This window comes from Blastococcus sp. TF02-8, from assembly GCF_003319175.1.
In the GTDB taxonomy this organism is placed as follows: domain Bacteria; phylum Actinomycetota; class Actinomycetes; order Mycobacteriales; family Geodermatophilaceae; genus Blastococcus.
In genome coordinates, this window is record NZ_QOHK01000001.1 from 321592 (window position 1) to 344106 (window position 22515).

Here is a 22515-nt window from a genome sequence, read left to right on the forward strand (position 1 = left end):
CACGTGGCCGACCCCTTTCCCTCCGTCGCCGAGCTCGCCGCCGAGGAATCCGAACTGCAGTTCGGCTCCTTCACCAACGACGACGCCTGGGAGCTGGGGTCGGCCCTCGTCGCGGCCGGACGCGCGGAGAACGCCCCGGTCCAGATCGAGATCGCCCGCAACGGGCACCGGTTGTTCTCGGCAGCGCTGCCGGGGGCGACCCCGGACAACGTCTCCTGGATCGAGCGCAAGTCGCGGGTGGTGCACCGCTTCGGGCACAGCTCCCTGCTGGTGGGCCAGGCCAGTCGGGAGCGCGGCACGTCGTTCGAGGCGGAGTTCGGCCTGGACCCGGCTCGCTACGCCGCCCACGGCGGCGCGTTCCCGCTCCTGGTGCGGGACGTCGGTCCGGTCGGGGTCGTCGCGGTCTCCGGGCTGCCGCAGCTGGCGGACCACCGGATGGTCGTCGACGCCCTCCGCGCCCGGGGCGCGCGCCCCTGATCAGGGCGGCAACAGAAGTCTCCAACTGGACGCGCCGGTTTCGTCCGCTTCTTGCCAGTGCGGACCCGCGGAACCGCTCCGTACGTTACTGACAGCAGCCGGGCCGTACCGGTCCGTCACTCTCAGCCGTCGACCGAGGAGCTTCCCATGCCTTCCTTCTCCCGCCCCGCACTGACCCTGGTCCACGACTCCTCCACCCCCCGGCTGGCCTACGCCGAGACCGGCTGGGACGCCGCGCCCGCCTGGGAGTCCCGCACCTGGGAGACCCGCGCCTGGGACGCCGCTCCCGCGTGGGAGCCGGCCGCCGAGTGGGACGCCGCCGAGGAGTGGGACGACGCCCCGCAGGCCGACACGGTGTGGCCGGAGGCGACGCCGGTCTCGGCCGAGGAGTGGCGCCTGGACGCGCTCTGCGCCGAGACCGACCCGGAGGCCTTCTTCCCGGAGAAGGGTGGCTCCACCCGCGACGCCAAGAAGGTGTGCACCGGCTGCCCGGTCCGCGCCCAGTGCCTGGAGTTCGCGCTGGCCAACGACGAGCGCTTCGGCATCTGGGGCGGCCTGTCCGAGCGCGAGCGGCGTCGCCTGCGTGTGCAGCGCAACGACTCGATCAGCGCCTGACCGCTTTTCCCCGGGACCTCCCCGGGGAACGGAGCGGGGCATGCCGGAGGGATCACGGGCCCGCTCGTCCCACGCCGGCGCCGACGCGACCTCACCGCACCGGATCCCGGTGCGCGGCTGGCTGAGCATCGTCCGCCGCGCCACCGCCCAGGTCCTCGGCGACCGGCTGCAGGTGCTCAGTGCGGGGATCGCGTTCTTCGCCCTGCTCTCCCTCGCCCCGATGCTGGTCGCCGCCCTCTCCGTGTACGGAGCGGTGAACAGTCCCGAGGCCGCCCTGCGCCAGCTCTCAGAGCTGACCGGACTGCTGCCCGACGACCTCGAGCCCGTCGTCGGCGACCAGCTGGAGACGATCACCCGGGCCGCCGACGTGGTGACCGTGCGCAGCCTGGTCGGGCTGCTCGTGTCGCTCTGGACGGCGACGACGGCGGCGACCTACCTCGTCGACGCGCTCACCGTGGCCTACCACGAGGAGGAGACCCGCTCCTGGCTGCGTCGCAGCGGCATCGGGCTGCTCGTGGTCGTCGGCGGAGCACTCCTCGTCGGCGGCACCCTCACCGCGGCCGGCCTGCTCGACGAGCCGGTCGCCCACGCTCCGGCCGTCGTCCGGGGCGCCGCCCGGGTGCTGGCGTGGCCGCTGCTCGCCGTGCTGGTGTCGACCGCGCTCGGCGTCCTCTACCGGTTCGCACCGGACCGCCGGGACGCCCGCTGGCGCTGGATCAGCGGCGGCGCCACCCTGGCCACCCTGCTGTGGCTCGTCGCGACGGCGGGGCTGTTCTTCTACGTGCAGCACCTCGGTGGCTACCGGTCGACCTACGGTTCCCTGGCCGGCGTGGCGATCAGCATGTTCTGGCTGTGGCTCACCGTCTTCCTCGTGATCGTGGGCGCGGCGGTCAACGCCGAGGCCGAGCGGCAGACCGCGCGGGACTCGACCGTCGGCCCCGAGCAGCCCCTCGGCGACCGCGGTGCCGTCGTCGCCGACAGCGCACCGCCCTACGCCGAGGACCTCTGACGGGTCACGTCACACTCCCTGCCGGCATGGAACGCCCACGGTCCGTGTTGTCATGGGCGACGTACGGTCCGCCCGGGAGCTCCCGCGCGCGTCGACCCCCGCATCCGGAACCAGCGAAGGACCCCTCCTGCCCGAGACCCAGCCCCAGCCCACCACCGCCCGACGCCGGGAGCGTTCCGCCTCCCGCCGGGCCGCGGCCTCGCAGGCCGACCGCGCCGCCGCCCGCGAGGAGAAGCTGGCCCAGCAGAGCTGGGTGGAGGGCGCCGCCCCCGAGCTCCCGGCCCGCACCACCCGCCCCGAGAACGTCGTCTTCCACCTCGGGCCCACGAACTCCGGCAAGACCTACGAGTCGTTGCAGGCGCTGGCCGCCACCGGCTCCGGGGTCTACGCCGCGCCGCTGCGCCAGCTCGCCCACGAGGCCTACGCCAAGCTCTCGGCACAGCTGCCCGAGGGCACCGTCGGCCTGTCCACGGGCGAGGAGGAGATCGACCCCTTCGCACCCATCGTCTGCTGCACGGTCGAGAAGGCTCCGCCGCGCGGGGAGATGCTGGTGCTGGACGAGGCGCACTGGGTCACCGACCCCGACCGCGGCCACCACTGGGCCCGCCTGCTGCTCACCGGCGAGTACCGCGAGATGCACCTGATCTCCGCCGCCGAGGCCTACCTCGTGCTCAAGCCGCTGGTCTCCGACGCCGAGCACGTGGAGGTCGTCAACCACAAGCGGCTCTCCCGCCTCGACGTGCTGCGTGCGCCCGTTCGGCCCGAGGGCGTCCGGCCGCAGACCCTGGTGGTCGCCTTCTCCCGCAAGGCCGTCTACGCCGTGGCCGCCGAGCTCGACCAGCACCGCCCCGGCAAGGTCGGCGTCCTCTACGGTGCGCTGCCGCCGGCCACCCGCCGCGAGGTCATCGAGAAGTTCACCAGCGGCGAGTTCGACGTCCTGGTCACCACCGATGTCATCGGCCACGGCATCAACGTTCCGGCCACCACCGTCCTCTTCGCCGAGACGACGAAGTTCGACGGTCAGGAGATGCGCCCGCTGCGCACCTGGGAGGCCGCCCAGATCGCCGGCCGCGCCGGTCGCTACGGCCTCACCGGGCACGGCACGGCGGGCATCCTCATCGGCGTTAGCGGGCTGAAGCCGATCTCGGCCCTCGTCGCCGCCGGTGCCGCCGTCGCCCGCGGCGACGAGATGAGCGACCTGCCCAAGCGCGCCCCGCGGCTGCGCCCGGAGCTCGAGGACCTCGGCGCCTTCGAGCCGGTCGACCTGCCCGAGGCGCTGATCCGATGGATGGCGTGGGCGCGCGCCGCCACCCGCGACCAGGCGATGACCGCCGACGACGTGACCAGCCTCGTGCTGCGGGTGCACGCCCTGCTGCCGCTGCTCCGCGGTCCGCTCGGCGCGGCCGGCGACCTGGACACGATCTGGCGGCTGGTCAACCTGGCCATCGACTACAACCCGCCCCGGCGCACCCGCTGGCTGGTGCTGGCCAAGGCCGCGCTGCAGCACGCCGTCGGGCTGCCCGTGCCGCCGGAGACCGTGCTGCCCGACGTGCCGCGGGGCGGCACCGTGGAGGACTACGAGCAGGCCGCGGCGGCCGCTCGCGACGCCCAGACCCTGCTGCGCCAGTTCCCGGGCGTCGCCGGACTCTCCGGCGACGACGCCGCGTGGGTCGAGGAGGAGTGCGCCGAGATGATCACCGAGCTGCTCCCCGACGCCATCGCGCTGGGCCGGTCCGGGAAGTGCTCGGACTGCGGCCGTCCCATCGCCCCGTGGTTCACCACCTGCCGCCCGTGCAGCGCCCCGGCCGGGCGCGGTGGCGGCGAGCGTGACCGTCGTCCGTCGTCGGGTGGTCGCCGCACCGCGGGCCGGGCCGCAGGCCGCGCGCTCGGCGGGCGCCAGGGCGGGCCCCGGGGTCGCAGCCGCCGGGGCTGAGCCGCGCCGCGCCCGGGGGTGGGGAAGGATCGGGCGCGACTCCCGTCCGATCCCCGGAGGCCCCGATGCCCGTCCAGCTCCCGCCGCTGCCCACGATGGTCGTCGGGAGCCTGCCGCAGCCGGACTGGCTGATCGACCGCGACCGGCTGAGCCACCAGTTCCCGCCCCGCGTGCGCGCGGCAGAGCTGTGGCGGGTCCCGGCGGAGCTGCTCGCCGAGGCGCAGGACGACGCCACGCTGGTCACGATCCGTGCCCAGGAGGAGGCCGGGCTCGACGTCCTCACCGACGGCGAGATCCGCCGCGAGTCCTACTCCAACCACTTCGCGACCGCGCTCGAAGGGCTGGACCTCGACCACCCGGGCACCGTGCGCAACCGGTCGGGACTGGACATCCCGGTGCCCCGGGTGACCGGCGAGATCCGGCGTCCCCACCCCGTCCAGGTCGACGACGTGCGCTTCCTGCGGGCGCACACCGACCGTGCCGTGAAGATCACCGTGCCCGGCCCGTTCACGATGGCCCAGCAGGCGCAGAACGACCACTACCCCGACGACCGCGCCCTGGCGCTGGCCTACGCCGACGTCGTCCGGGAGGAGATCGCCGACCTGTTCGCCGCGGGCGCCGACATCGTGCAGGTCGACGAGCCGTGGCTGCAGGCCCGCCCCGAGGTCGCCCGGAAGTACGGTGCCGAGGCGCTCACCCGCGCCATCGAGGGTGCGGCCGGGCCGGTGCACGTGCACCTCTGCTTCGGCTACGCGGCCATGGTCGCCGATCGCCCCGAGGGCTACTCGTTCCTGCCGGAGCTCGCCGACACCCCGGCGACGGCGATCTCGGTGGAGACGGCGCAGTCGCACCTGGACCCGGCGTCGCTGCGGCCGCTGCGCGGCAAGGGGATCGCGCTGGGCGTGCTCGACCTCTCCACCCCCGAGGTGGAGACGCCCGAGGTCATCGCCGACCGGGTGCGCCGCGCGCTGGACGACGTCGACGTGGAGAAGCTCGTGCTCTCCAGCGACTGCGGCCTGAAGTACCTCCCCCGGGCATCGGCCGCGGGCAAGATGCGCTCGCTGGCCCAGGCGGCGGAACTGCTGCGGGCCGAGCTCGGCTGACTCAGGTCCCGCAGAAGGTCACGTAGCTGCCGAACGCCTCCGGCGCGGGCTGGGCGTACCGCTCCAGACCGGGGCGCTCGTCGAACGGCCGGGCCAGCACCTCGAGCAGCTGCTGCAGCGGCGCGAGGTCGTCCTCGGTCGCGGCGGTGAGGGCCTGCTCCACGAGGTGGTTGCGCGGGATGTAGACCGGGTTGACCCGGTCCATTCCCGAGGCGTCCGGGCCGACGGCGCGCCAGCGCTCCAGCCAGGCGTCGAACCCGGCGAGGTCGAGCACGAGCAGCCGTGCGGGCTCGGCGTCCCCCCGCGCCGCGTCGCCGAGCCGGCGGAAGAAGGTGGTGAGGTCGACCCGGTTGTCGCGCATCAGGGTCTGCAGGTCCTCGACCAGGGCCGTGGCCACCGCATCGTCCAGCCCCTCGGGCAGGCCCAGCTTCGCCCGCATGCCCGCCGTCCACGCCGTGTTGTACCGGCGCCGGAAGGTGCCGAGCGCCTCGGTGGCCATCGCGACGGCGGCGTCGGAGTCCTCGGCGAACAGCGGCAGCATCGCCTCGGCCAGCCGCGCCAGGTTCCACTCGGCCACCACCGGCTGGTTGCCGTAGGCGTAGCGACCGCCGGTGTCGATGGAGCTGTAGACCGTTGTCGGGTCGAAGACGTCGAGGAACGCGCACGGGCCGTAGTCGATGGTCTCGCCGGAGATCGTCACGTTGTCGGTGTTCATGACGCCGTGCACGAAGCCGACCAGCATCCAGCGGGCCACCAGCTCCGCCTGCACCTGGAGCACCGCCTCGTACAGCGCCAGGTAGGGCTGCTCCGCCCCGGCCGCGGCGGGGTGGTGCCGGGCGATCGCGTGGTCGGCGAGCCGGCGGAGGAGGTCGAGGTCGCCGGTCGAGGCGGCGTACTGGAAGCTCCCCACCCGCAGGTGGCTGCTCGCCACCCGCGCCAGCACCGCGCCAGGCAGCACCGTCTCGCGGCGCACCCCGCGGCCGGTCACGACCACCGCGAGGGAGCGGGTGGAGGGGATGCCGAGGGCGTGCATCGCCTCGCTGACGACGTACTCGCGCAGCATCGGCCCGACGGCGGCCAGCCCGTCGCCGCCGCGCGCGACCGGCGTGCGCCCGGATCCCTTGAGGTGCAGGTCGCGCAGCCGCCCGTCCGGGCCGGTGAGCTCGCCGAGCAGCAGCGCCCGGCCGTCGCCCAGCCGCGGGCTGTACCCGCCGAACTGGTGCCCGGAGTAGACCTGGGCCACCGGCGTCGCGCCGTCCGGCACGGCGTTGCCGGTCAGCAGCCGGACGCCCTCGTCGGTGCGCAGCGCGGCCGGGTCCAGCCCGAGCTCGAGGGCGAGGGCGTCGTTGAGCACGAGCAGCCGCGGCTCGGGGGCGTCCTCGGCCCGCCAGCGGATCGCCAGCTCGGGCAGCTCGCTGGCGAATCGGTCCCCGAGGACCAGGGTCGGGCCGGGTGCGACGCTCACGGTTGCGAGCGTACGTACGGAAACGGAGCGCCGCCGGTGGTCAGCCCAGCCGCGGGCGCACGGTCCCGGTCCAGACGTCGGCCCCCAGCCGGAGGATCAGCGCCGTCACGACGACGAGGAACGCGATCCGGATGAACCGGCTGCCGCGGCTGGTGGCCGTCCGCGCACCCAGGTACCCGCCGAGCATGTTCGCCGCGCCCAGCATCAGCCCCAGGCCCCAGAACACCGAGCCGTGCGGCACGAAGAACAGCAGCGCGCCGAGGTTGGTCGCGCAGTTCACGATCTTGGCCTTGGCGCTGGCGTTGAGGAAGTCGTAGCCCAGCAGCGACACCATGGCGAAGACCAGGAACGACCCGGTGCCCGGACCGAGGACGCCGTCGTAGAACCCGATGACGAGGCCGAGCCCCGCCGCGGTGCCGTGGTGCCGGCGGCCGGTGTGCCGCAGCGCCGTCACGTCGCCCAGCGCCGGGCGCAGCACGGTGAACGCGCCGATGCCGACCAGCGCCACCACGATGACCGGTTTGAAGACGCTCGCGGGCAGCAGCGCCGCCACGGAGGCGCCGGCGTAGCTGCTGGCCAGGGCGACCGCCGCCATGGGCAGCGCGGTGCGCAGGTCCGGGCGCACCCGCCGGTGGTACGTGAGCGCGCTGGTGCTCGTGCCGAACACCGAGCCGAGCTTGTTCGTCGCCAGCGCCTGGACCGGGCTGATGCCGGGCACGAGCAGCAGCGCCGGCAGCTGGATCAGCCCGCCACCACCGACCACGGCGTCGACGAACCCGGCGGTCAGGGCGGCGAGCAGGACCAGCAGCAGCGTCGCCGTCGCCAGCCCCTCGGGGAGCAGCTCCGTCATCCGCGGAACGGGGGACGGACGAGGGCAGGCACGCCACCGATCCTCTCCCACCCGCTCATGCGGCGTCCGCCCAGGACCGGACGACGGCGACGTCGAGCGGGAAGTCGACCGGGAAGCCCCCGAACAGCAGCCGCCCGGCCGCGGCCGCGGCCGACCGCACCTCGTCGGCGACCCGGTCGGCGAGGTGCTCCGGGGTGTGCACCAGCACCTCGTCGTGCAGGAAGAAGACCAGGTGCGGCCTCTCCTCCAGCCGCCCCTCCCCGAGCTGCTCCTCGCCGAGGCGCCAGAGCCGGTTGCGCAGGTCGGCCAGCCAGCACAGCGCCCACTCCGCCGCGGTGCCCTGGACGACGAAGTTGCGGGTGAACCGGCCCCACGCCCTGCGCCGCCGGTCGTCCTCCTGCCGCGATCCGCCCGGCTCCGGCGGCTCCCCGAGGTCCACGAGGCGCTCACCACCCGGCACCGGGGAGCCCCGCCCCAGCACCGTGCGCACCACCTCGCCCCGCTCCCCCGCGCGCGCCGCCTCCTCGACCAGCGCGATGGCCTGCGGGTACCGGCGGGTCAGTCGCGGCATCATCCGGCCGCTCTCCCCGCGGGTGCCGCCGTACATCGCACCGAGGATCCCGACCTTCGCCTCGGCCCGGGTGGCGACCGTGCCGGCGTCGACCATCCCCTGGTAGAGGTCGCGCGCCCGCGCGGCCTCGGCCATCGCCAGGTCCCCGCTCACGGCCGCGAGCACGCGGGGCTCCAGCTGCGCGACGTCGGCGACCACCAGCCGCCACCCCTCGTCGGCGACCGCGGCCGGCCGGATCTGCACCGGCACCGACAGCGCCCCGCCGCCGTTGGACGCCCACCGGCCGGTGACCACCCCGCCGGGGAGGAACCAGGAGCGGAACCGGCCGTCGCGCACCCAGGTGTCCAGCCACGACCAGCCGTTGGCGGTGAGCAGCCGGGCGAGCTTCTTGTACTCCAGCAGCGGCGGGACGACGGGGTGCTCCAGCTGGGCCAGCGTCCAGGAGCGGGTGTCCTCCACCGGCAGCCCGGCCGCCTGCAGCGCCCGGAGCACGTCGGCCGGCGAGTCCGGGTTCAGGGCGGGTGCGCCGAGCGCGCCGCGGATCTGCGATGCCAGCCGCTCGAGCTGCGCCGGACGGTGCCCCGCCACGGGCCGGGGGCCGAGGAGTTCGGTGAGCAGCCGTTCGTGCACGTCGGTGCGCCAGGGCAGCCCGGCGTGGGTCATCTCCGCGGCGACCAGCGCCCCGGAGGACTCCGCCGCCAGCAGCAGCTCGAGCCGGCGCCGTTCCGGGGACGCGGCCAGCACCGCCTGCTGGCGCGCGTCCTCGGCTGCCGGGTCGAGCAGGTCGGCGGGATCGGCGAGGGGGAAGAGCGCGGGGTCGGTCCCGGTGACCGGCTGCAGGGCGTCCCAGCCGGCCGTCTCCTCGCCGGTGAGCAGCCGCTGGTCGGCGAAGGGGGTGCGGCGCAGGATCGCGTGGGCGAGCCGCAGGTCGGTGCAGCGGGCCACGCGGACCCCCTGCGCCAGGAGTTGCGGGTACCACCGGGTGGTGTCGTCCCAGATCCAGCGGACCGGGCCGGCCTCGTGCCGGCGGACGAACCCGGCGAGCGTGGTCGCGGGCACGCGGAGCACGCCGGCCGGCATGTGCGCCTCGACGTCGTCCCCCCGGCGCACGAGGACGATCCGGTTCACCTCCGCAGTCTCGCCGACGCCACCGACACCCGCGCTGCCCACCGACGGACGGGCGTCCACACTGGGCGGTGTGACCCCGGCACCGCGCGGCGTCGTCCGCCTGCTCAACACCGCCGGCGGCCGGGTGCTCTGCCTCGCCGGTGACGTCGACGCGGCGACCGTCGACTCCTTCCTCCGCCGCTACGGCCGCGAGCCGATGCCGGTCGAGGGCATCGACGCCGGGTCGGTGACCGGCCTCTCGATGCCCGGGCTGGACCTGGTGCTCGACCACCTGGACGCCGCCGAGCGCGCCGGCCGTGCGGTGCGCGTACGCCGCTCCCCGCCCGTGGAACGGTTGCTGGAGCGCGCCGACCGCTAGCGTGCGCGGGTGCGCATGAAGCCCGGCCGTCCCGATCTCGCCGCCCGCGCGGGCCTGTTCGACGTCCCCCCGGCCACGGACGGGCCGACGGTCACCTTCCTCGGCGTCTCCAGCCTGCTGTTCGACGACGGCGAGCACGCGGTCCTGACCGACGGCTTCTTCTCCCGCCCGTCGCTGCTGCGGGTGGGGCTGGGCCGCATCACCCCCGACGCCGCGCGCATCGGCGCCGCGCTCGGCCGGTGGGGGCTGGACGACCCGCGCTCGCGACTGCGGGCCGTCGTGCCGGTGCACACGCACTTCGACCACGCCCTGGACTCCGCCGCGGTCGCCCTGCGCACCGGCGCGGACCTGCTCGGCGGGGAGTCGGCCGCCCGGATCGGGCGAGGCGGAGGCCTGCCCGAGGACCGCATCCACGTCGTGGCACCGGGCGCGCCGGTGGCCCTCGGCTCGTTCTCCCTCACCTTCCTCGCGTCCGAGCACTGCCCGCCGGACCGCTATCCGGGGACGATCGCCGCGCCGGTCGTCCCACCGGCGCGGGCGCGTGCCTACCGCTGCGGGGAGGCCTGGTCGCTGCTGGTCGCCCACCGCGGCGGTCGCACCGCGCTCGTGCAGGGCAGCGCCGGCTTCGTACCGGGGGCGCTGGCCGGCCGGCGGGCCGACGTCGCCTACCTGGGCGTGGGCCAGCTGGGCGTCCAGGAGGAGACCTACCTCCGCGACTACTGGGCCGAGACCGTGCAGGCCGTCGGCGCGCGCGAGGTCGTCCTGATCCACTGGGACGACTTCTTCCGCCCGCTCGACCGGCCGCTGCGCGCCCTCCCCTACGCCGGCGACGACCTCGACGTGACGCTGCGGGTGCTCGGCGAGCTCGCCGCGGCGCAGGGCGTGGGGCTCCACCTGCCCACCGTGTGGCGGCGCGAGGACCCCTGGGCGCTCCTCGGCTGACGCGGCACGCGGGCGAGCCGGAATGAACCGGCACCTCGGTGGTATTGGCAACCAGTGAGAGGGCCCACGGCGGTCGCTCGCGCCGCCGTCCTCCCCGAAGGGCCCCCGTGACAGCCACCGCACCGCGTTCCGCGTCCGTCGACGCCGCCCCGCAGCCGGCCCGCACCGCGCCGCTGGCCCTGATGCTCGGCGCCTTCGTCGCGCTCGGCCCGCTGACCATCGACATGTACCTGCCCGCGCTGCCCGACATCCGCCGGGAGCTGGCGACGTCGTCGGCCACCGTGCAGCTCACCCTGACCGGCACCCTGGCCGGGCTCGCCCTCGGCCAGCTGGTGATCGGCCCGCTGTCGGATGCGTTCGGGCGGCGGCGCCCGCTGCTGGCCGGCGCCGCCCTGCACGTGCTGGCCTCGCTGCTGGTGCTGGTCGCGCCGGACGTGGCCACCCTGGGTGCGCTGCGGACCCTGCAGGGCGTGGGCTGCGCGGCGGCCAGCGTGGTGGCGATCGCCATCGTGCGGGACCTCTACGCGGGCCGGGCCGCGGCCACGATGCTCTCCCGGCTGTTCCTCGTCATGGGCGTCGCGCCGGTGCTGGCCCCGACCGTCGGCGGGGAGGTGCTGCGGTTCACCTCCTGGCGCGGGGTCTTCGCGATCCTCGCCGGCTACGGCATCGCGGTCCTCGCGGTCGGGGCGCTCGCGCTGCGCGAGACCCTGCCGACGGGGCGGCGGCGCAGCGGCGGCGTCCGCGGGACGCTGCGCACCTACCGGATGCTGCTGCGCGACCGCATCTACGTCGGCCTGATCATCTCCTCGGGGCTCACGATGGCGGCCCTGTTCGCCTACGTGTCCGGCTCCTCGTTCGTCTACCAGCGCGAGTTCGGCCTCGACGAGCAGCAGTTCGGTCTCCTGTTCGGCGCCGGGGCGGTGTGGCTGATCGCGGCCACGCAGCTCAACCCGGTGCTGCTCCGGTGGTTCTCCCCCGCACGGATCCTGGTCACCGCCACCGTGTGCGGCACCCTGGCCGGGGCGGGCCTGCTGGTCCTCGCCGGAGCGGACCTCGGCGGCCTGTTGGGCGTCGCGGTACCGCTGTGGCTGGTCCTGTTCGCCACCGGTCTCGCCCTCCCCAACGGCCCGGCCCTCGCCCTCTCCGGTTACGGCGACTCGGCCGGGTCGGCCGCGGCGCTGCTCGGCGCCGTCCAGTTCGGGGTCGGTGCCGCGGTGTCGCCACTGGTCGGGGTGCTGAGCAACGACGCCCTCGCCATGGGCGTGGCGATCGTGGGCTCGCTGGCCCTCGCCGTCGGCGTCCTGCTCGCCGTGCGGCCGTGGCGGCTGCCCGAGCCGCAGGACGACGTCCTCCCCGCCGGCCACTGACCGCCAGGCCCTCCTAGGCTGACGCCGTGGAGGTCTGGTTCAACCCGTCGTGCTCGAAGTGCCGGATCGCCCGCGACGAGCTGAGCGGCGCGGGCGTCGAGGTCACGCTGCGCCGCTACCTGGATGCGCCGCCGAGCGAGGCGGAGCTGCGATCGGCGCTGGCGGCGCTGGGACTGGAGCCGTGGGACATCACCCGGATGTCCGAACCGGTCGCCCGGGAGCTCGGCCTGCGCGACCTGCCCCGGGACCGGGCGACCTGGATCCGCCTCCTGCTCGAGCACCCGCGGCTGATCCAGCGCCCGATCGTGCTCGGCGACGACGGGCGCGCCTGGGTCGCCCGTGACGGGGAGACCCTGGCCGAGGTCGTCGCCGCGGCGCGCGGCTGATTACTCCGTGCGCGGCGCGGGGTAGGGCGGTGCGGTGACCCGCGAGCTCGATCCCACCGACCCCGACACCCTCTACGCGGAGGGGCCGGTCGCCGCCGAGCCGCCGGACGACGACCTGCCCGAGACCTCTCCGCTGCGCGACTCCGGAGGCACCGGCCCGGGGCCCGACGACCTCGACCGGCTGCTGTGAGCGCCGGAGGTCAGCGGTAGTTCACGTGCACGTGGTCGTAGTGGTTGGCCGTCGCGTCGCCACGGTCCTCCATCCGCGTCCACGAGCCGTTCGGCGAGGACAGCATCCGCTGCTGCCAGATGAGGTACTCGACGCCGAGCTCCGACCAGTGCGCCCGGTGGTACTCGACGATGGCGTCACCGAGGGCCTCGTCGGTCAGCACCATGTAGTCCAGGGCGTTGCCCGACGGGTGCCCGTGCGGGTCGGTGGCGCTGGCCCGCGTCCCGCCGAGGGTGATGTCGTCGGCGCCCGGGACGTTGCTGACGACGGCGTTGGCGGCCGCCTGGACCCGGGAGGACACCGGTCCGGCGCTGTTGCTGATCTTCGCGATGACGTCGACCGCGGTCGAGGCGGCGGCCACGGCGGCGCCTCGGGCCGTCGCCTGGGCGGCGGCGGCGGCCTTGGCCTCCTCCTCGGCCCGGATCCGCGCCTCCTCCTCCGCCTTGCGGCGGTCGAGCTCGGCCTGGTCGGCGGCGGCCTGGGCCTGCTGGGCCTGGGTCTCGGCGGCCTGACGGGTGCTGCGGCTGGCGGCGAGCTGCTCGAGGGGCGCCAGGTCGTCGGTGACGTCGACCGGTGCCGCGTCGGCGGTGAGGCCGAGCTCCTGCGCCACGCTCAGCGACGGGGACGAGCCCGCCTCGGCCTGCGCGGCCGGCTCGACGCCGATCAGGACGTTCACCAGGACGGCACCCGCGGCGGCGACGCCGAGGTACAGGCCCGGTCGCCGGACGGCGGTGGGCGGGGTGGTGCGCGCGCGGGCCGCGCGGCCGGACGTGGTGGTGCGGGGGTTCATGGGTGCGGGTGCTCCGGAGTGTGCGAGCGCTCCTCGCCCGACGGGCGGAGGCGCAGCGGGTGTGCGGGCATCGGCGGCCGGGCCGGGCCGCAGCGGGGCACCTGGGAAGCGGCGGGGAGCCGGTCGAGCGGAGGTGCTCGAGGTGGTGCATCGCTGCGACGGGGCGTCAGGGACGGCCGCGCGGGATCAGGTCCGGGCGCACACCCGGGTCGGGCGCGGGGTCACGCGAGGTCGGGCATCCGTGCAGGGGCACGCCATCCGGCGGCTCTCCGTTTCTTCCGATGCCGCCTACCGAGTTAGCTGACGGATTCGGGCTCAGAAGTGCCCTACCCGCCGCGGACGGCTGCCCGCGGCGCGATTCACCCCAGTACTGCGGTGGGTCCCCGGCTCGCCTCCGGCTCGTGACCGGCGGCGACTCGGCGGCGTCCGGGCGGACTCCCCGGGTGGGGACGACACGACCGACCGGACCGGGCCACCGTAGCCGCCGTTACGCAGTCGTGACAATCCGGAGCGAGAAAACCTGCGCCGTGATGCGTGTCGCGCACGGGCCGCGGGATGCACTCCGTGTATGGACCCGATCGCTCTGCGCAGCAGCCACGAGCGTCCCGGAAGTCCAGGTCAGGGAGCCGCCGCGGCTCGGCTCACCCCTACGGGGTGCTCAAGCTCCGACGCCGGCGGCCCGATGAAGGTCCTGTGACCAGTGTGTCCGAGCGACCGGACGAGGAGTACGCCACTCCCCCGTCCGCCCTCGGCGACCCCGCTCCCGGGGACCTCTGGACCGCGGTCGCCGACCTCTCGGCCTCCGTCGTCGAGCTGGAGGTCCTCTCCCGGTTCGAGCGGGACGACGTCGAGCCGCTCGCCGAGCACGCCGCGGCCGCTGCGCGCGACCTCGGGCTGGTCGAGCTCGAGCTCCGCGCGACCCTCGTGCAGGCCGATCTGGAGCGCAAGCGCGGCCACGTCGCCGAGGCCGGCCGGCGCGCCCAGGACGTGCTCCGCTGGGCCACCGAGAACGAGGCCAGGCACCTGCAGGCCCGCGCCCACTTCCTGCTCGCCGGTGCCCTCCAGGAGCTGGGCGACCTCTCGCTCGCCCTGGAGCACGCCGTCCGCTCCGCCGAGCTGCTCGGCGACGACGCCCCTGCCGAGCTCCGGGTCGACCACCAGGCGCGGCTGGCCGACTGCCTCGGCCTCAACGGCGACATGACGGCGCGCGACCGGTACGAGCACGTGCTGGCCCTGGCCGAGGAGCTCGGCGACGTCGACCGCCAGGTGCTGATCCTCAACAACCGCGCCTACTGCGAGACGATCTGCGGCCACTACGACGAGGCCCTCGTCTGGATCACCCGTCTGCAGGAGCTCGCCGCCCGCCACGACGTCCCCGTCCGGGTCGGCCGGCTGGACACCCTGGGCCGCGTGCTCATGGAGCTCGGCCGCTTCGAGGAGGCGGAGGCGGCGATGCTGCCCGGCCTCCACCCGGAGGTGCTCGAGGCGTCCCTGGACGGCGACGGCGGAGCGGACTTCCTGCTCACCCTGGCCGAGCTGCGCCGCCTGCGCGGCCACCTCCCGGCGGCGCAGGAGACCCTCGACGAGTGCGTGCGCCGGTGCGAGCGGTACGGCCTGACCTCCATCCGGGTCCGCGCCCGCCGCGAGCAGGCCGAGCTGTACGCGGCCGGCGAGCGCTACCGGGAGGCGTTCGAGGAGCACAAGCTCTACGCCGACGAGCTGGCCGAGCTGCAGTCCACCGAACGCGACGCGCGCGCCCGCGCCCTGCAGGCCATGTACGAGACCACCGAGGCCCGGCAGCAGAGCCGCCGGTACCGCGAGCTGTCGCTGCGCGACCCGCTGACCGGCCTCTACAACCGCCGCTTCGTCGACGACGAGCTGCCCCGCGTCCTGGCGCTGCCGGCCGCCGCCGACGGCGCGGTGACCGTCGGGCTGCTGGACCTCGACCACTTCAAACGGATCAACGACGAGTGCTCGCACGAGACCGGCGACCGCGTGCTGCGGACCGTCGCCGACCTGCTGGAGGACGTCGGTCTGCGGACCGGCGTCGGCGAGGACTGCGGCTCGTTCGTCGCCCGCCTGGGCGGCGAGGAGTTCCTCCTGGTGCTCGTCGGGCTGTCGGTCGCGGCCGCCGCCGCCCACCTCGACGCGGTGCGGCAGGCGGTGAGCGCCCATCCGTGGGACGCGGTGACCGGCGGGCTGCCCGTGACGGTCAGCATCGGTTCCGCGAGCACCGACGGCCTGCTCGCACCGACTCCCTCCGACATGCTCGCCCGGGCCGACGCGCGGCTCTACACCGCCAAGCGCCAGGGGCGCGACCGGCTGGTCAGCGAGACCGGCTGACGGTCGGCGGCGGTCAGGCCGGCTCGACGCCGAAGACGGTCGCGAGCCGCTCGATCTTCCGGGCGCGACCCAGCCGGGGCAGGTCGCTGCCGTCGCGGATCACCTGGCCGCGGGCGTCGAAGTCGGCGAGGAAGTCCCGTGCCCAGGCGACGTCGGACGGCGTCGGGCTGATCACCTCGTTGATCACCGGCAGCTGGTCCATGTCCAGGCACAGCTTCCCGGTGAGCCCGAGGGAGACGGTGACGGCGGTCTGCTCGCGCAGCACCGGGTGGCTGCTGCTCACCGTCGGGCCGTCGATCGGCCCGGGCAGACCGCCGATCCGGCTGGCGACGACCAGCCGGGACCGCGGGTAGGCCATGGCCAGGTCGTCGGCGCTGGTGCCGGTGTCCCGCCGGTAGTCGCCGCTGCCGAAGGCGAGCCGGAAGGCGCCGCGGGCGCGGGCGATGTTGACCGACTCCTCGATGCCCAGGGCCGACTCCACCAGCGCCAGCACCGGAGTGGCCCCGCCGAGCCGGTCGAAGGTCTCGGTCACGTGCTCGGCGGCCTCGGTCTTGGCCAGCATCACACCGAGCAGCCCGGGCGATCCCGCCAGACCGGCGACGTCGTCGGCCCAGAACGGGCTGGCGTGGTCGTTGATCCGGACCCACGCCGTCCTCTCGCCGTCGGCCAGCCAGCGCAGGACGCCCTCGCGGGCCTCGTCCTTGTGCGCCGGGTCGACGGCGTCCTCGATGTCCAGCACGACCTGGTCGGCCCGCGAGGAGTGCGCGACGTCGAACAGCTCGGTGCGCGCACCGTTGACCAGCAACCAGGACCGGGCGTCGTCGGGCCCGACCGTTCTCCTTCTCGCCACGGACCCATCCTCGCCCGGTTCGGCGCCCGGTGCCCGGAGGTCCGCCGTTCGCGGGCCGGGCCTTCCGGTCAGCGGGAGCGGCGGCCGCCGACCGGCCCCGCACCGGTTCAGGCGGCGGCGACCCGGGGCGCGACCTCGGTGCCCAGCAGCTCGATGCCGCGCAGCAGGTCCGCGTGCGCCAGCCGCGGGTTGGTCATCTGCAGCGACACCCGGTCCACCCCGCCCAGCTGGTCGGAGATCCGCACCAGCTTCTCCGCCACGGTCTCCGGGTCGCCCATGAAGAAGGCGCCGTCGGGGCCGCTGGTGGCGTCGAACTGCGCCCGGTCCGGGGCCGCGAAGCCGCGCTCGCGCGAGACCTTGGTGAACATCTCGTGCCAGCCGGGGTAGATCGTGTCGGCGGCCGCCTGCGTGCTCTCGGCGACGAAGCCGAACACGTGCAGGCCGACCTGGAGCAACTCCTTCGCGTGCCCGGCGTGCTCGCCGGCCCGGCGGTAGAGGTCGATCAGCGGCGCGAACTGGCGTGGCTGCCCGCCGATGATCGCCACCATGAGCGGCAGGCCGAGCAGGCCGGCCCGGGCGAAGGACTCCGGGGTGCCGCCCACGCCGACCCAGATCGGCAGCGGGTCCTGCAGGGGCCGCGGGTACACGCCCTGACCGGTGAGCGGCGGGCGGTGCCGCCCGGACCACGTCACGTGCTCGGACTCCCGGATGCGCAGCAGCAGGTCGAGCTTCTCGGCGAACAGCTCGTCGTAGTCGGCGAGGCTCAGGCCGAACAGCGGGAAGGCCTCGGTGAACGACCCGCGGCCGACGACCAGGTCGATCCGGCCCCGGGAGATGAGGTCGAGGGTGGCGAACTGCTGGAAGACCCGCACCGGGTCCGCGGCGCTCAGCACGGCGACGGCGCTGCCCAGCCTGATCCGCGAGGTGCGGGCGGCGGCCGCCGCGAGGATCACCGGCGGCGCGGAGTCGTAGTACTCGGGGCGGTGGTGCTCGCCGATGCCGAAGGAGTGCAGACCGACGCGGTCGGCGAGCTCGATCTCCTCCAGCAGGTCGGCCATGCGCTCCTCGGGGCCGATCAGGCGGCCCGAACCGGGGTCGGTCACGGCCGAGACGAAGCTGTCGACACCCAGATGCATGGCGCCCAGTCAATCAGCCGGCGCCGAGGGGCCGCACCCGCCGACGCAGGGCAGGATCGGGGGGACCGCACCGACCCCCGCGAGGAGGACCAGCGCCATGGCCCGGATCGACCACCCAGGCCTGGCCCGCAAGGTCGTCCCGGCGGACGCCGCCGCAGCCCTGATCGAGCCGGGCGACACCGTCGGCATGAGCGGGTTCACCGGCGCCGGCTACCCCAAGGCCGTTCCGGAGGCCCTGGCGCGCCGGATCAGCGGCGCGCACGCGGCCGGCGAGCCGTTCCGGGTCAACGTCTGGACCGGCGCCTCGACAGCTCCCGAGCTCGACGGCGTCCTCGCCGCGGCCGACGGCGTCGACCTGCGGTTGCCCTACCAGTCCGACCCGGTCACCCGCGCCAAGATCAACGCCGGCGAGATGGACTACCTCGACGTCCACCTCTCCCATGTCGCCCAGCTGGCCTGGGAGGGCTTCCTCGGCCCGCTGGACGTCGCCGTCGTCGAGGTCAGCGGGATCACCGCCGACGGCGACCTGGTCCCCTCCTCCTCGGTCGGCAACAACAAGACCTGGCTGGACCGCGCGGACCGCGTGGTCCTGGAGGTCAACTCGTGGCAGAGCCCCGACCTGGAGGGCATGCACGACATCTACTACGGCACGGCGCTGCCGCCGGATCGGCTGCCCATCCCGCTCACCCGCCCGGCCGACCGCATCGGCACCCCCTACCTGCGCTGCGCCCCCGAGAAGATCGTCGCCGTCGTCGAGACCGCCGCTCCCGACCGCAACAGCCCGCTGGCCGTGCCGGACGAGACGTCCCGGCGCATCGCGGGGCACCTGGTCGAGTTCCTGGAGCACGAGGTCGAGCGGGGGCGGCTGCCGGCGACCCTGCTGCCGCTGCAGTCCGGCGTGGGGAACGTGGCCAACGCCGTCCTCGCGGGACTGGGCACCTCCCGCTTCGAGGGGCTGTCGGCCTACACCGAGGTCATCCAGGACGGCATGCTGGACCTGCTGCGCTCGGGCACGATGTCGGTGGCCTCGGCCACCGCGTTCGCGCTCGGACCGGAGGCGCAGGAGGAGTTCCTGCGCACCGCTCGGGAGTACCGCGACCGGATCGTGCTGCGCCCGCAGGAGATGAGCAACCACCCGGAACTCATCCGGAGGCTGGGCGTGCTCGCGATGAACGGGATGATCGAGGCCGACATCTACGGCAACGTGAACTCCACGCACCTGATGGGCAGCCGGATCCAGAACGGCATCGGCGGCTCCGGTGACTTCGCGCGGAACGCCTACCTGTCGTTCTTCCTCAGCCCGTCGACGGCCAAGGGCGGGGCGATCTCGAGCATCCTGCCGATGGTGTCGCACGTCGACCACACCGAGCACGACGTCCAGGTCCTGGTGACCGAGCAGGGGCTGGCCGACCTGCGGGGGCTCTCGCCCCGCCGGCGGGCCCGCGCGGTCATCGCCTCCTGCGCCCACCCGGACTACCGACCCCTGCTCGAGGACTACCTGGAGCGGGCCGACCGGGGCGCCTACGGCCGGCACACCCCGCACCTGCTCACCGAGGCGCTGAGCTGGCACATCCGGTTCCTGGAGACCGGCTCGATGCTGCCGCGCTGAGTGGCGCCACCTCCCCCCTTGTGGGGATTCGCCCATGGCGGAACGACTGTTCGTCGGTTTCCACGGACAAGCCGGGGGGTCGGACTGCCGATTCAGGGCACATGGCAGCTCGGCTCGCAACGGTGCGGTCCTCGGCTCGACGTCAGGCCGCGACCGAGCAGAAGACGTCCCCCTGGTGGCGCGACGCGGTCGTCTACCAGGTCTACCTGCGCTCGTTCGCCGACGGGAACGGCGACGGCATCGGTGACCTGGCCGGCCTGCGCGCCCGCCTGCCCTACCTGAACTGGCTGGGCGTCGACGCGCTGTGGATCAACCCGCACTACCCCTCCGGCGGCGCCGACGGCGGCTACGACATCAGCGACTACCGCGCGGTGGACCCCGAGTACGGGGACGTCGCCGACCTCGAGGCGCTCGTCCAGGACGCCCGCTCCCTCGGCCTGCGGGTGCTGCTGGACATCGTCCCGAACCACACCTCCGACCAGCACCCGTGGTTCCAGGCCGCGCTGGCCGATCCGGACTCCCCCGAGGCCGCTCGCTACCACTTCGCGCCGCCGTCGGAGGAGCCACCGAACAACTGGCGCTCGCTGTTCGGCGGCCCGGCCTGGTCGCGGACGCCCGACGGCCGCTGGTACCTGCACCTGTTCGCTCCCGAGCAGCCCGACCTCAACTGGCGCGACCCGGCGGTCGCCGAGGACTTCGAGCGGACGCTGCGCTTCTGGCTGGACCGTGGGGTCGACGGCTTCCGCGTCGACGTCGCCTACGGGCTGTTCAAGGACGCCGGGCTGCGCGACAACCCGGGCGAGTACTCCCCCACCCTGTTCGGCCACGGCCCGGAGCAGGCCATGACGTGGAACCAGCCCGAGGTGCACGACGTGTGGCGCCGCTGGCGCTCCGTCTGCGACGAGTACCCGGACACGATGCTCGTCGGCGAGGTCTGCCTGGCCGACCCGCGGGAGATCGCGCTCTACTCGCGGCCCGACGAGATGCACCAGGCCTTCTCGTTCCGGCTGCTGAAGTCCGGCTGGTCGGCCGAGGCGTTCGCCGACGGTGTGCAGAGCGCGCTGGACGCGTTCGGCACGGTCGGCGCGCCGGTCTCGTGGGTGCTCGGCAACCACGACAAGGACCGGCAGGTCACCCGCTTCGGTGGTGGCGAGGTCGGCGACGCCCGGGCCCGCGCGGCCGCGCTGCTGAAGCTCGCCCTGCCGGGCTCGGCCTACATCTACGCCGGCGACGAGCTCGGCCTGCCCCAGGCGCACGTGCCCGACGAGCACAAGCGCGACCCGATCTTCTTCCGCAGCGGCGGGCAGCGCAGCGGTCGAGACGGCTGCCGCGTCCCGATGCCGTGGAACGCCACGCCCGGTGTGGGCTTCTCCCCCCGCGGTTCGGCGCAGCCGTGGCTGCCGATCCCCGCCGAGTGGCGCCGGTACGCCGTCTCCCGGCAGGCCCGTGACGACCGCTCGATGCTGAACCTCTACCGGCAGGCGCTCGCCGTGCGGGCGGAGCACCCGGCGCTGGGCTCGGGCGTGGCGACCGTCAGCCGCCGCGGTGACCTGCTCACCGTGCGGAGCACCGCCGAGGGACGCGCGGTGCGGTGCGTGATCAACATGGGCGAGCACACGGTGCTCGTGCGGACCGCGGGGACTCTGCTGCTGTGCTCGGCGCCGCAGGTGGCACACACGTCGCGGCGCACGCTGGCGCTGCCGCCGGACACCGCGGTCTGGATCGCCGAGGACTGAACCGGGCGCGGGCGGACGCGAACGGGGCGGGTGAGCCCTACGGCTCACCCGCCCCGGGTGGTTCAGCCCTCGCTGCGAGGGACGATGCGCATGAGCGCGGTGCCGACGGCGAGCATCGCGAAGGCCGCGAGCGCCAGCCAGACGCTGCCGAAGCCCGTGTAGGCCAGAGCGCCACCGGTGCCACCGGCTGCCAGAGGGGCGGACGGGTTGTCGTACATCGTTACCACCTCCTCTCGCGGTTCAGGGCGGCGTCCAGGTACGCCTTGGCGTGGACGGCCTGCAGGAAGAGGTCGTAGAGGAGCTCGTACATCAGCCCCGCGGCGAGCATCCGCTTCCACCCGCGGTACCGGACGGTGACCACGCGCTCGACGACGAAGAGCCCGGTGACGGCCAGCCAGAAGGGCTGGACGTGCAGCGCGCCCTCGGTGGCCAGCGAGATGCCGATGGAGCCCAGGTAGAGGAAGGTGACGAGCACCCCGAGCAGCGTGAGCAGCTGCCGGCCCCAGTACCGCCAGGTGATCCCCGTCAGGCCGTACTGGAAGCAGTTCTCGATGGCGCCGCGCTTCCAGCGCAGCCGCTGGTTCCACAGGTCCCGCCAGGTCGGCATGACCTCGGTCACCAGCGTGCACTCCATCGGGCTGAGCACGCGGTACCCCAGGTGGAGGATCGCGAAGGTGAGCTCGTTGTCCTCCGTCAGCACCGTCGTGTCGTAGATGCCGCCCTGGCCGTCGCCGGCCGGGAGGCGGCCCTCGAGGCGGGCGGCGGAGATCTCGCGCAGCGTCGCGGCCCGGAACATCGCCGCGGTGCCGGTGACGACCAGGCACTTGCCCTTCAGCCGCCGGACGTCGCGGGCGTAGCGGGCGTACTCGTTGCGCTGGAGGTGCCCGACGAAGCCGCCACCCTCGTCGCCGCGGAACGTGCCGCCGACCGCGCCCATGCGGTCGTCGGCGAGCACGTGGCGGGCGGCGCCGGCGAGGAAGCCGGGGTCGAGCTGCGAGTCGGCGTCCTGGACGAGGACCAGGTCGGAGTCGACGGCGTCCGGTCGCCCGCTCGACGCGGCACGGCGCTCGGCCAGGGTCCGGCGCAGCGCTGCACCGCGGCGCCCACCGGCGGGGTTCCGCCGTTCGGAGCCGGCGTAGGCCGAACCCACGGCGGCGGGTGCCGCGGACCGACGGTCGGCGCGGCGACGATCGGCGTCCCGGCGGTCACCGACGGTCTGCCGGCGGAACCGCAGCCGCCACGCCTGGTTCAGCGCGCCGGCCTTCTTGTCCCGGTTGCCGACGGTCTCCAGCACCTCGGCGCCGGCGGCCAGCGCCCGGGCGACGGTGTCGTCGGTGCAGTTGTCGGCGACGACGACGACGCGCGACGGCGGCAGCGTCTGGCCGGCGAGGCCAGTGAGGGTGGCGGTGATGCGGTCGCCCTCGTCGTGCGCGGGCACCAGCACCGTGATGAGCGGCCGGCGGTCGGCCGGACCGCGGCGGTCATCGGCCCGCGGCGCCGTCGGAACCGGTGCCGCTCCTGCGGCGGGCCGGTCCAGGACGGCCGTGCGCGTGCTGTCGATCATGCGTGTTTCCCCCGTTGCTCAGCGATGACCGAGAGCCACCGCTTCCCCCAAGCA

21 protein-coding genes and 1 riboswitch are annotated in these 22515 nt (G+C 74.6%); of the genes, 13 read left to right on the top strand and 8 right to left on the bottom strand.

All coding sequences use genetic code 11. From position 1 onward, the window contains the following. Nucleotides 1-3: 3 nt before the first annotated feature. The 5 genes from DQ237_RS01550 to DQ237_RS01570 all read left to right on the top strand — a co-directional run bounded on the left by DQ237_RS01550 (nucleotide 4) and on the right by DQ237_RS01570 (nucleotide 5137). Entirely contained in the window at nucleotides 4-477 is a 474-nt protein-coding gene (locus tag DQ237_RS01550; protein WP_113796439.1) for a heme-degrading domain-containing protein, read from the top strand. A 354-nt stretch (nucleotides 478-831) separates the two neighbouring features. Then, complete coding sequence (locus tag DQ237_RS01555) at nucleotides 832-1092, top strand: WhiB family transcriptional regulator (RefSeq protein WP_166509480.1); 261 nt, start codon at nucleotides 832-834, stop codon at nucleotides 1090-1092. A gap of 40 nt (nucleotides 1093-1132) precedes the next feature. Then, nucleotides 1133-2101 carry a YihY/virulence factor BrkB family protein gene (locus tag DQ237_RS01560; RefSeq protein WP_113796441.1) on the top strand — a complete coding sequence of 323 codons (969 nt, stop codon included), beginning with the start codon at nucleotides 1133-1135 and terminating at the stop codon, nucleotides 2099-2101. A gap of 52 nt (nucleotides 2102-2153) precedes the next feature. Next, complete coding sequence (locus DQ237_RS01565; RefSeq protein ID WP_240619323.1) at nucleotides 2154-4034, top strand: helicase-related protein; 1881 nt, start codon at nucleotides 2154-2156, stop codon at nucleotides 4032-4034. A gap of 65 nt (nucleotides 4035-4099) precedes the next feature. After that, nucleotides 4100-5137, top strand: coding sequence for a uroporphyrinogen decarboxylase family protein (locus DQ237_RS01570; RefSeq protein WP_113796443.1), 1038 nt, complete (start codon nucleotides 4100-4102; stop codon nucleotides 5135-5137). Between the two features lies 1 nt (nucleotide 5138). Here DQ237_RS01570 and DQ237_RS01575 read toward each other — a convergent pair whose 3' ends face one another. From DQ237_RS01575 to DQ237_RS01585, 3 genes are read right to left on the bottom strand one after another with little or no spacing between them, the layout of a single operon-like run. Then, entirely contained in the window at nucleotides 5139-6602 is a 1464-nt protein-coding gene (locus DQ237_RS01575; protein ID WP_113796445.1) for a YdiU family protein, read from the bottom strand. Nucleotides 6603-6642: 40 nt separating this feature from the next. Continuing rightward, nucleotides 6643-7452, bottom strand: coding sequence for a TSUP family transporter (locus DQ237_RS01580; RefSeq protein ID WP_113796447.1), 810 nt, complete (start codon nucleotides 7450-7452; stop codon nucleotides 6643-6645). Nucleotides 7453-7507: 55 nt separating this feature from the next. Then, nucleotides 7508-9151 (bottom strand): bifunctional 3'-5' exonuclease/DNA polymerase, encoded by a 1644-nt coding sequence (locus tag DQ237_RS01585; protein WP_205730027.1) that lies wholly within the window; start codon nucleotides 9149-9151, stop codon nucleotides 7508-7510. Between the two features lie 70 nt (nucleotides 9152-9221). On the opposite strand from DQ237_RS01585, the gene DQ237_RS01590 reads away from it, so the two are divergent. From DQ237_RS01590 to DQ237_RS19535, 5 genes are all read left to right on the top strand, one after another. Continuing rightward, nucleotides 9222-9509 carry a hypothetical protein gene (locus DQ237_RS01590; protein ID WP_240619324.1) on the top strand — a complete coding sequence of 96 codons (288 nt, stop codon included), beginning with the start codon at nucleotides 9222-9224 and terminating at the stop codon, nucleotides 9507-9509. A 9-nt stretch (nucleotides 9510-9518) separates the two neighbouring features. Continuing rightward, the gene (locus tag DQ237_RS01595; protein WP_113796451.1) at nucleotides 9519-10451 is read left to right on the top strand and encodes an MBL fold metallo-hydrolase; all 933 of its coding nucleotides are present in this window, start codon (nucleotides 9519-9521) and stop codon (nucleotides 10449-10451) included. Between the two features lie 107 nt (nucleotides 10452-10558). Then, nucleotides 10559-11818: a multidrug effflux MFS transporter gene (locus tag DQ237_RS01600; RefSeq protein ID WP_240619325.1), complete on the top strand. Its 1260-nt coding sequence runs from the start codon at nucleotides 10559-10561 to the stop codon at nucleotides 11816-11818. A gap of 26 nt (nucleotides 11819-11844) precedes the next feature. After that, nucleotides 11845-12204 carry an ArsC/Spx/MgsR family protein gene (locus DQ237_RS01605; RefSeq protein ID WP_113796453.1) on the top strand — a complete coding sequence of 120 codons (360 nt, stop codon included), beginning with the start codon at nucleotides 11845-11847 and terminating at the stop codon, nucleotides 12202-12204. A gap of 34 nt (nucleotides 12205-12238) precedes the next feature. Further along, the gene (locus tag DQ237_RS19535) at nucleotides 12239-12394 is read left to right on the top strand and encodes a hypothetical protein (protein ID WP_166509447.1); all 156 of its coding nucleotides are present in this window, start codon (nucleotides 12239-12241) and stop codon (nucleotides 12392-12394) included. Nucleotides 12395-12404: 10 nt separating this feature from the next. Here DQ237_RS19535 and DQ237_RS01610 read toward each other — a convergent pair whose 3' ends face one another. After that, complete coding sequence (locus DQ237_RS01610) at nucleotides 12405-13223, bottom strand: hypothetical protein (protein ID WP_113796454.1); 819 nt, start codon at nucleotides 13221-13223, stop codon at nucleotides 12405-12407. A gap of 270 nt (nucleotides 13224-13493) precedes the next feature. Next, nucleotides 13494-13655: riboswitch (cyclic di-AMP (ydaO/yuaA leader) on the bottom strand. A gap of 270 nt (nucleotides 13656-13925) precedes the next feature. Between DQ237_RS01610 and DQ237_RS01615 the strand changes: the two genes are divergently transcribed. Continuing rightward, nucleotides 13926-15566: a GGDEF domain-containing protein gene (locus DQ237_RS01615; RefSeq protein WP_240619326.1), complete on the top strand. Its 1641-nt coding sequence runs from the start codon at nucleotides 13926-13928 to the stop codon at nucleotides 15564-15566. Nucleotides 15567-15579: 13 nt separating this feature from the next. Here DQ237_RS01615 and DQ237_RS01620 read toward each other — a convergent pair whose 3' ends face one another. Continuing rightward, nucleotides 15580-16416 (bottom strand): CoA ester lyase, encoded by an 837-nt coding sequence (locus DQ237_RS01620; RefSeq protein ID WP_113796456.1) that lies wholly within the window; start codon nucleotides 16414-16416, stop codon nucleotides 15580-15582. A 107-nt stretch (nucleotides 16417-16523) separates the two neighbouring features. Continuing rightward, nucleotides 16524-17552 (bottom strand): LLM class flavin-dependent oxidoreductase, encoded by a 1029-nt coding sequence (locus DQ237_RS01625; protein WP_113796458.1) that lies wholly within the window; start codon nucleotides 17550-17552, stop codon nucleotides 16524-16526. 97 nt (nucleotides 17553-17649) lie between these two features. Here DQ237_RS01625 and DQ237_RS01630 point away from each other — a divergent pair, with 97 nt between their 5' ends. Together DQ237_RS01630 and DQ237_RS01635 are read left to right on the top strand one after the other, a co-directional pair. Continuing rightward, nucleotides 17650-19161, top strand: coding sequence for an acetyl-CoA hydrolase/transferase family protein (locus DQ237_RS01630; RefSeq protein WP_113796460.1), 1512 nt, complete (start codon nucleotides 17650-17652; stop codon nucleotides 19159-19161). A 122-nt stretch (nucleotides 19162-19283) separates the two neighbouring features. Then, the gene (locus DQ237_RS01635) at nucleotides 19284-20897 is read left to right on the top strand and encodes a glycoside hydrolase family 13 protein (RefSeq protein WP_240619327.1); all 1614 of its coding nucleotides are present in this window, start codon (nucleotides 19284-19286) and stop codon (nucleotides 20895-20897) included. A 62-nt stretch (nucleotides 20898-20959) separates the two neighbouring features. Here DQ237_RS01635 and DQ237_RS19540 read toward each other — a convergent pair whose 3' ends face one another. Together DQ237_RS19540 and DQ237_RS01640 are read right to left on the bottom strand one after the other, a co-directional pair. Further along, nucleotides 20960-21115, bottom strand: a complete 156-nt coding sequence (locus DQ237_RS19540) for a hypothetical protein (protein ID WP_166509448.1) — start codon at nucleotides 21113-21115, stop codon at nucleotides 20960-20962. Nucleotides 21116-21117: 2 nt separating this feature from the next. Beyond that, nucleotides 21118-22461: a glycosyltransferase gene (locus DQ237_RS01640; protein WP_113796464.1), complete on the bottom strand. Its 1344-nt coding sequence runs from the start codon at nucleotides 22459-22461 to the stop codon at nucleotides 21118-21120. Nucleotides 22462-22515 lie beyond the last annotated feature (54 nt).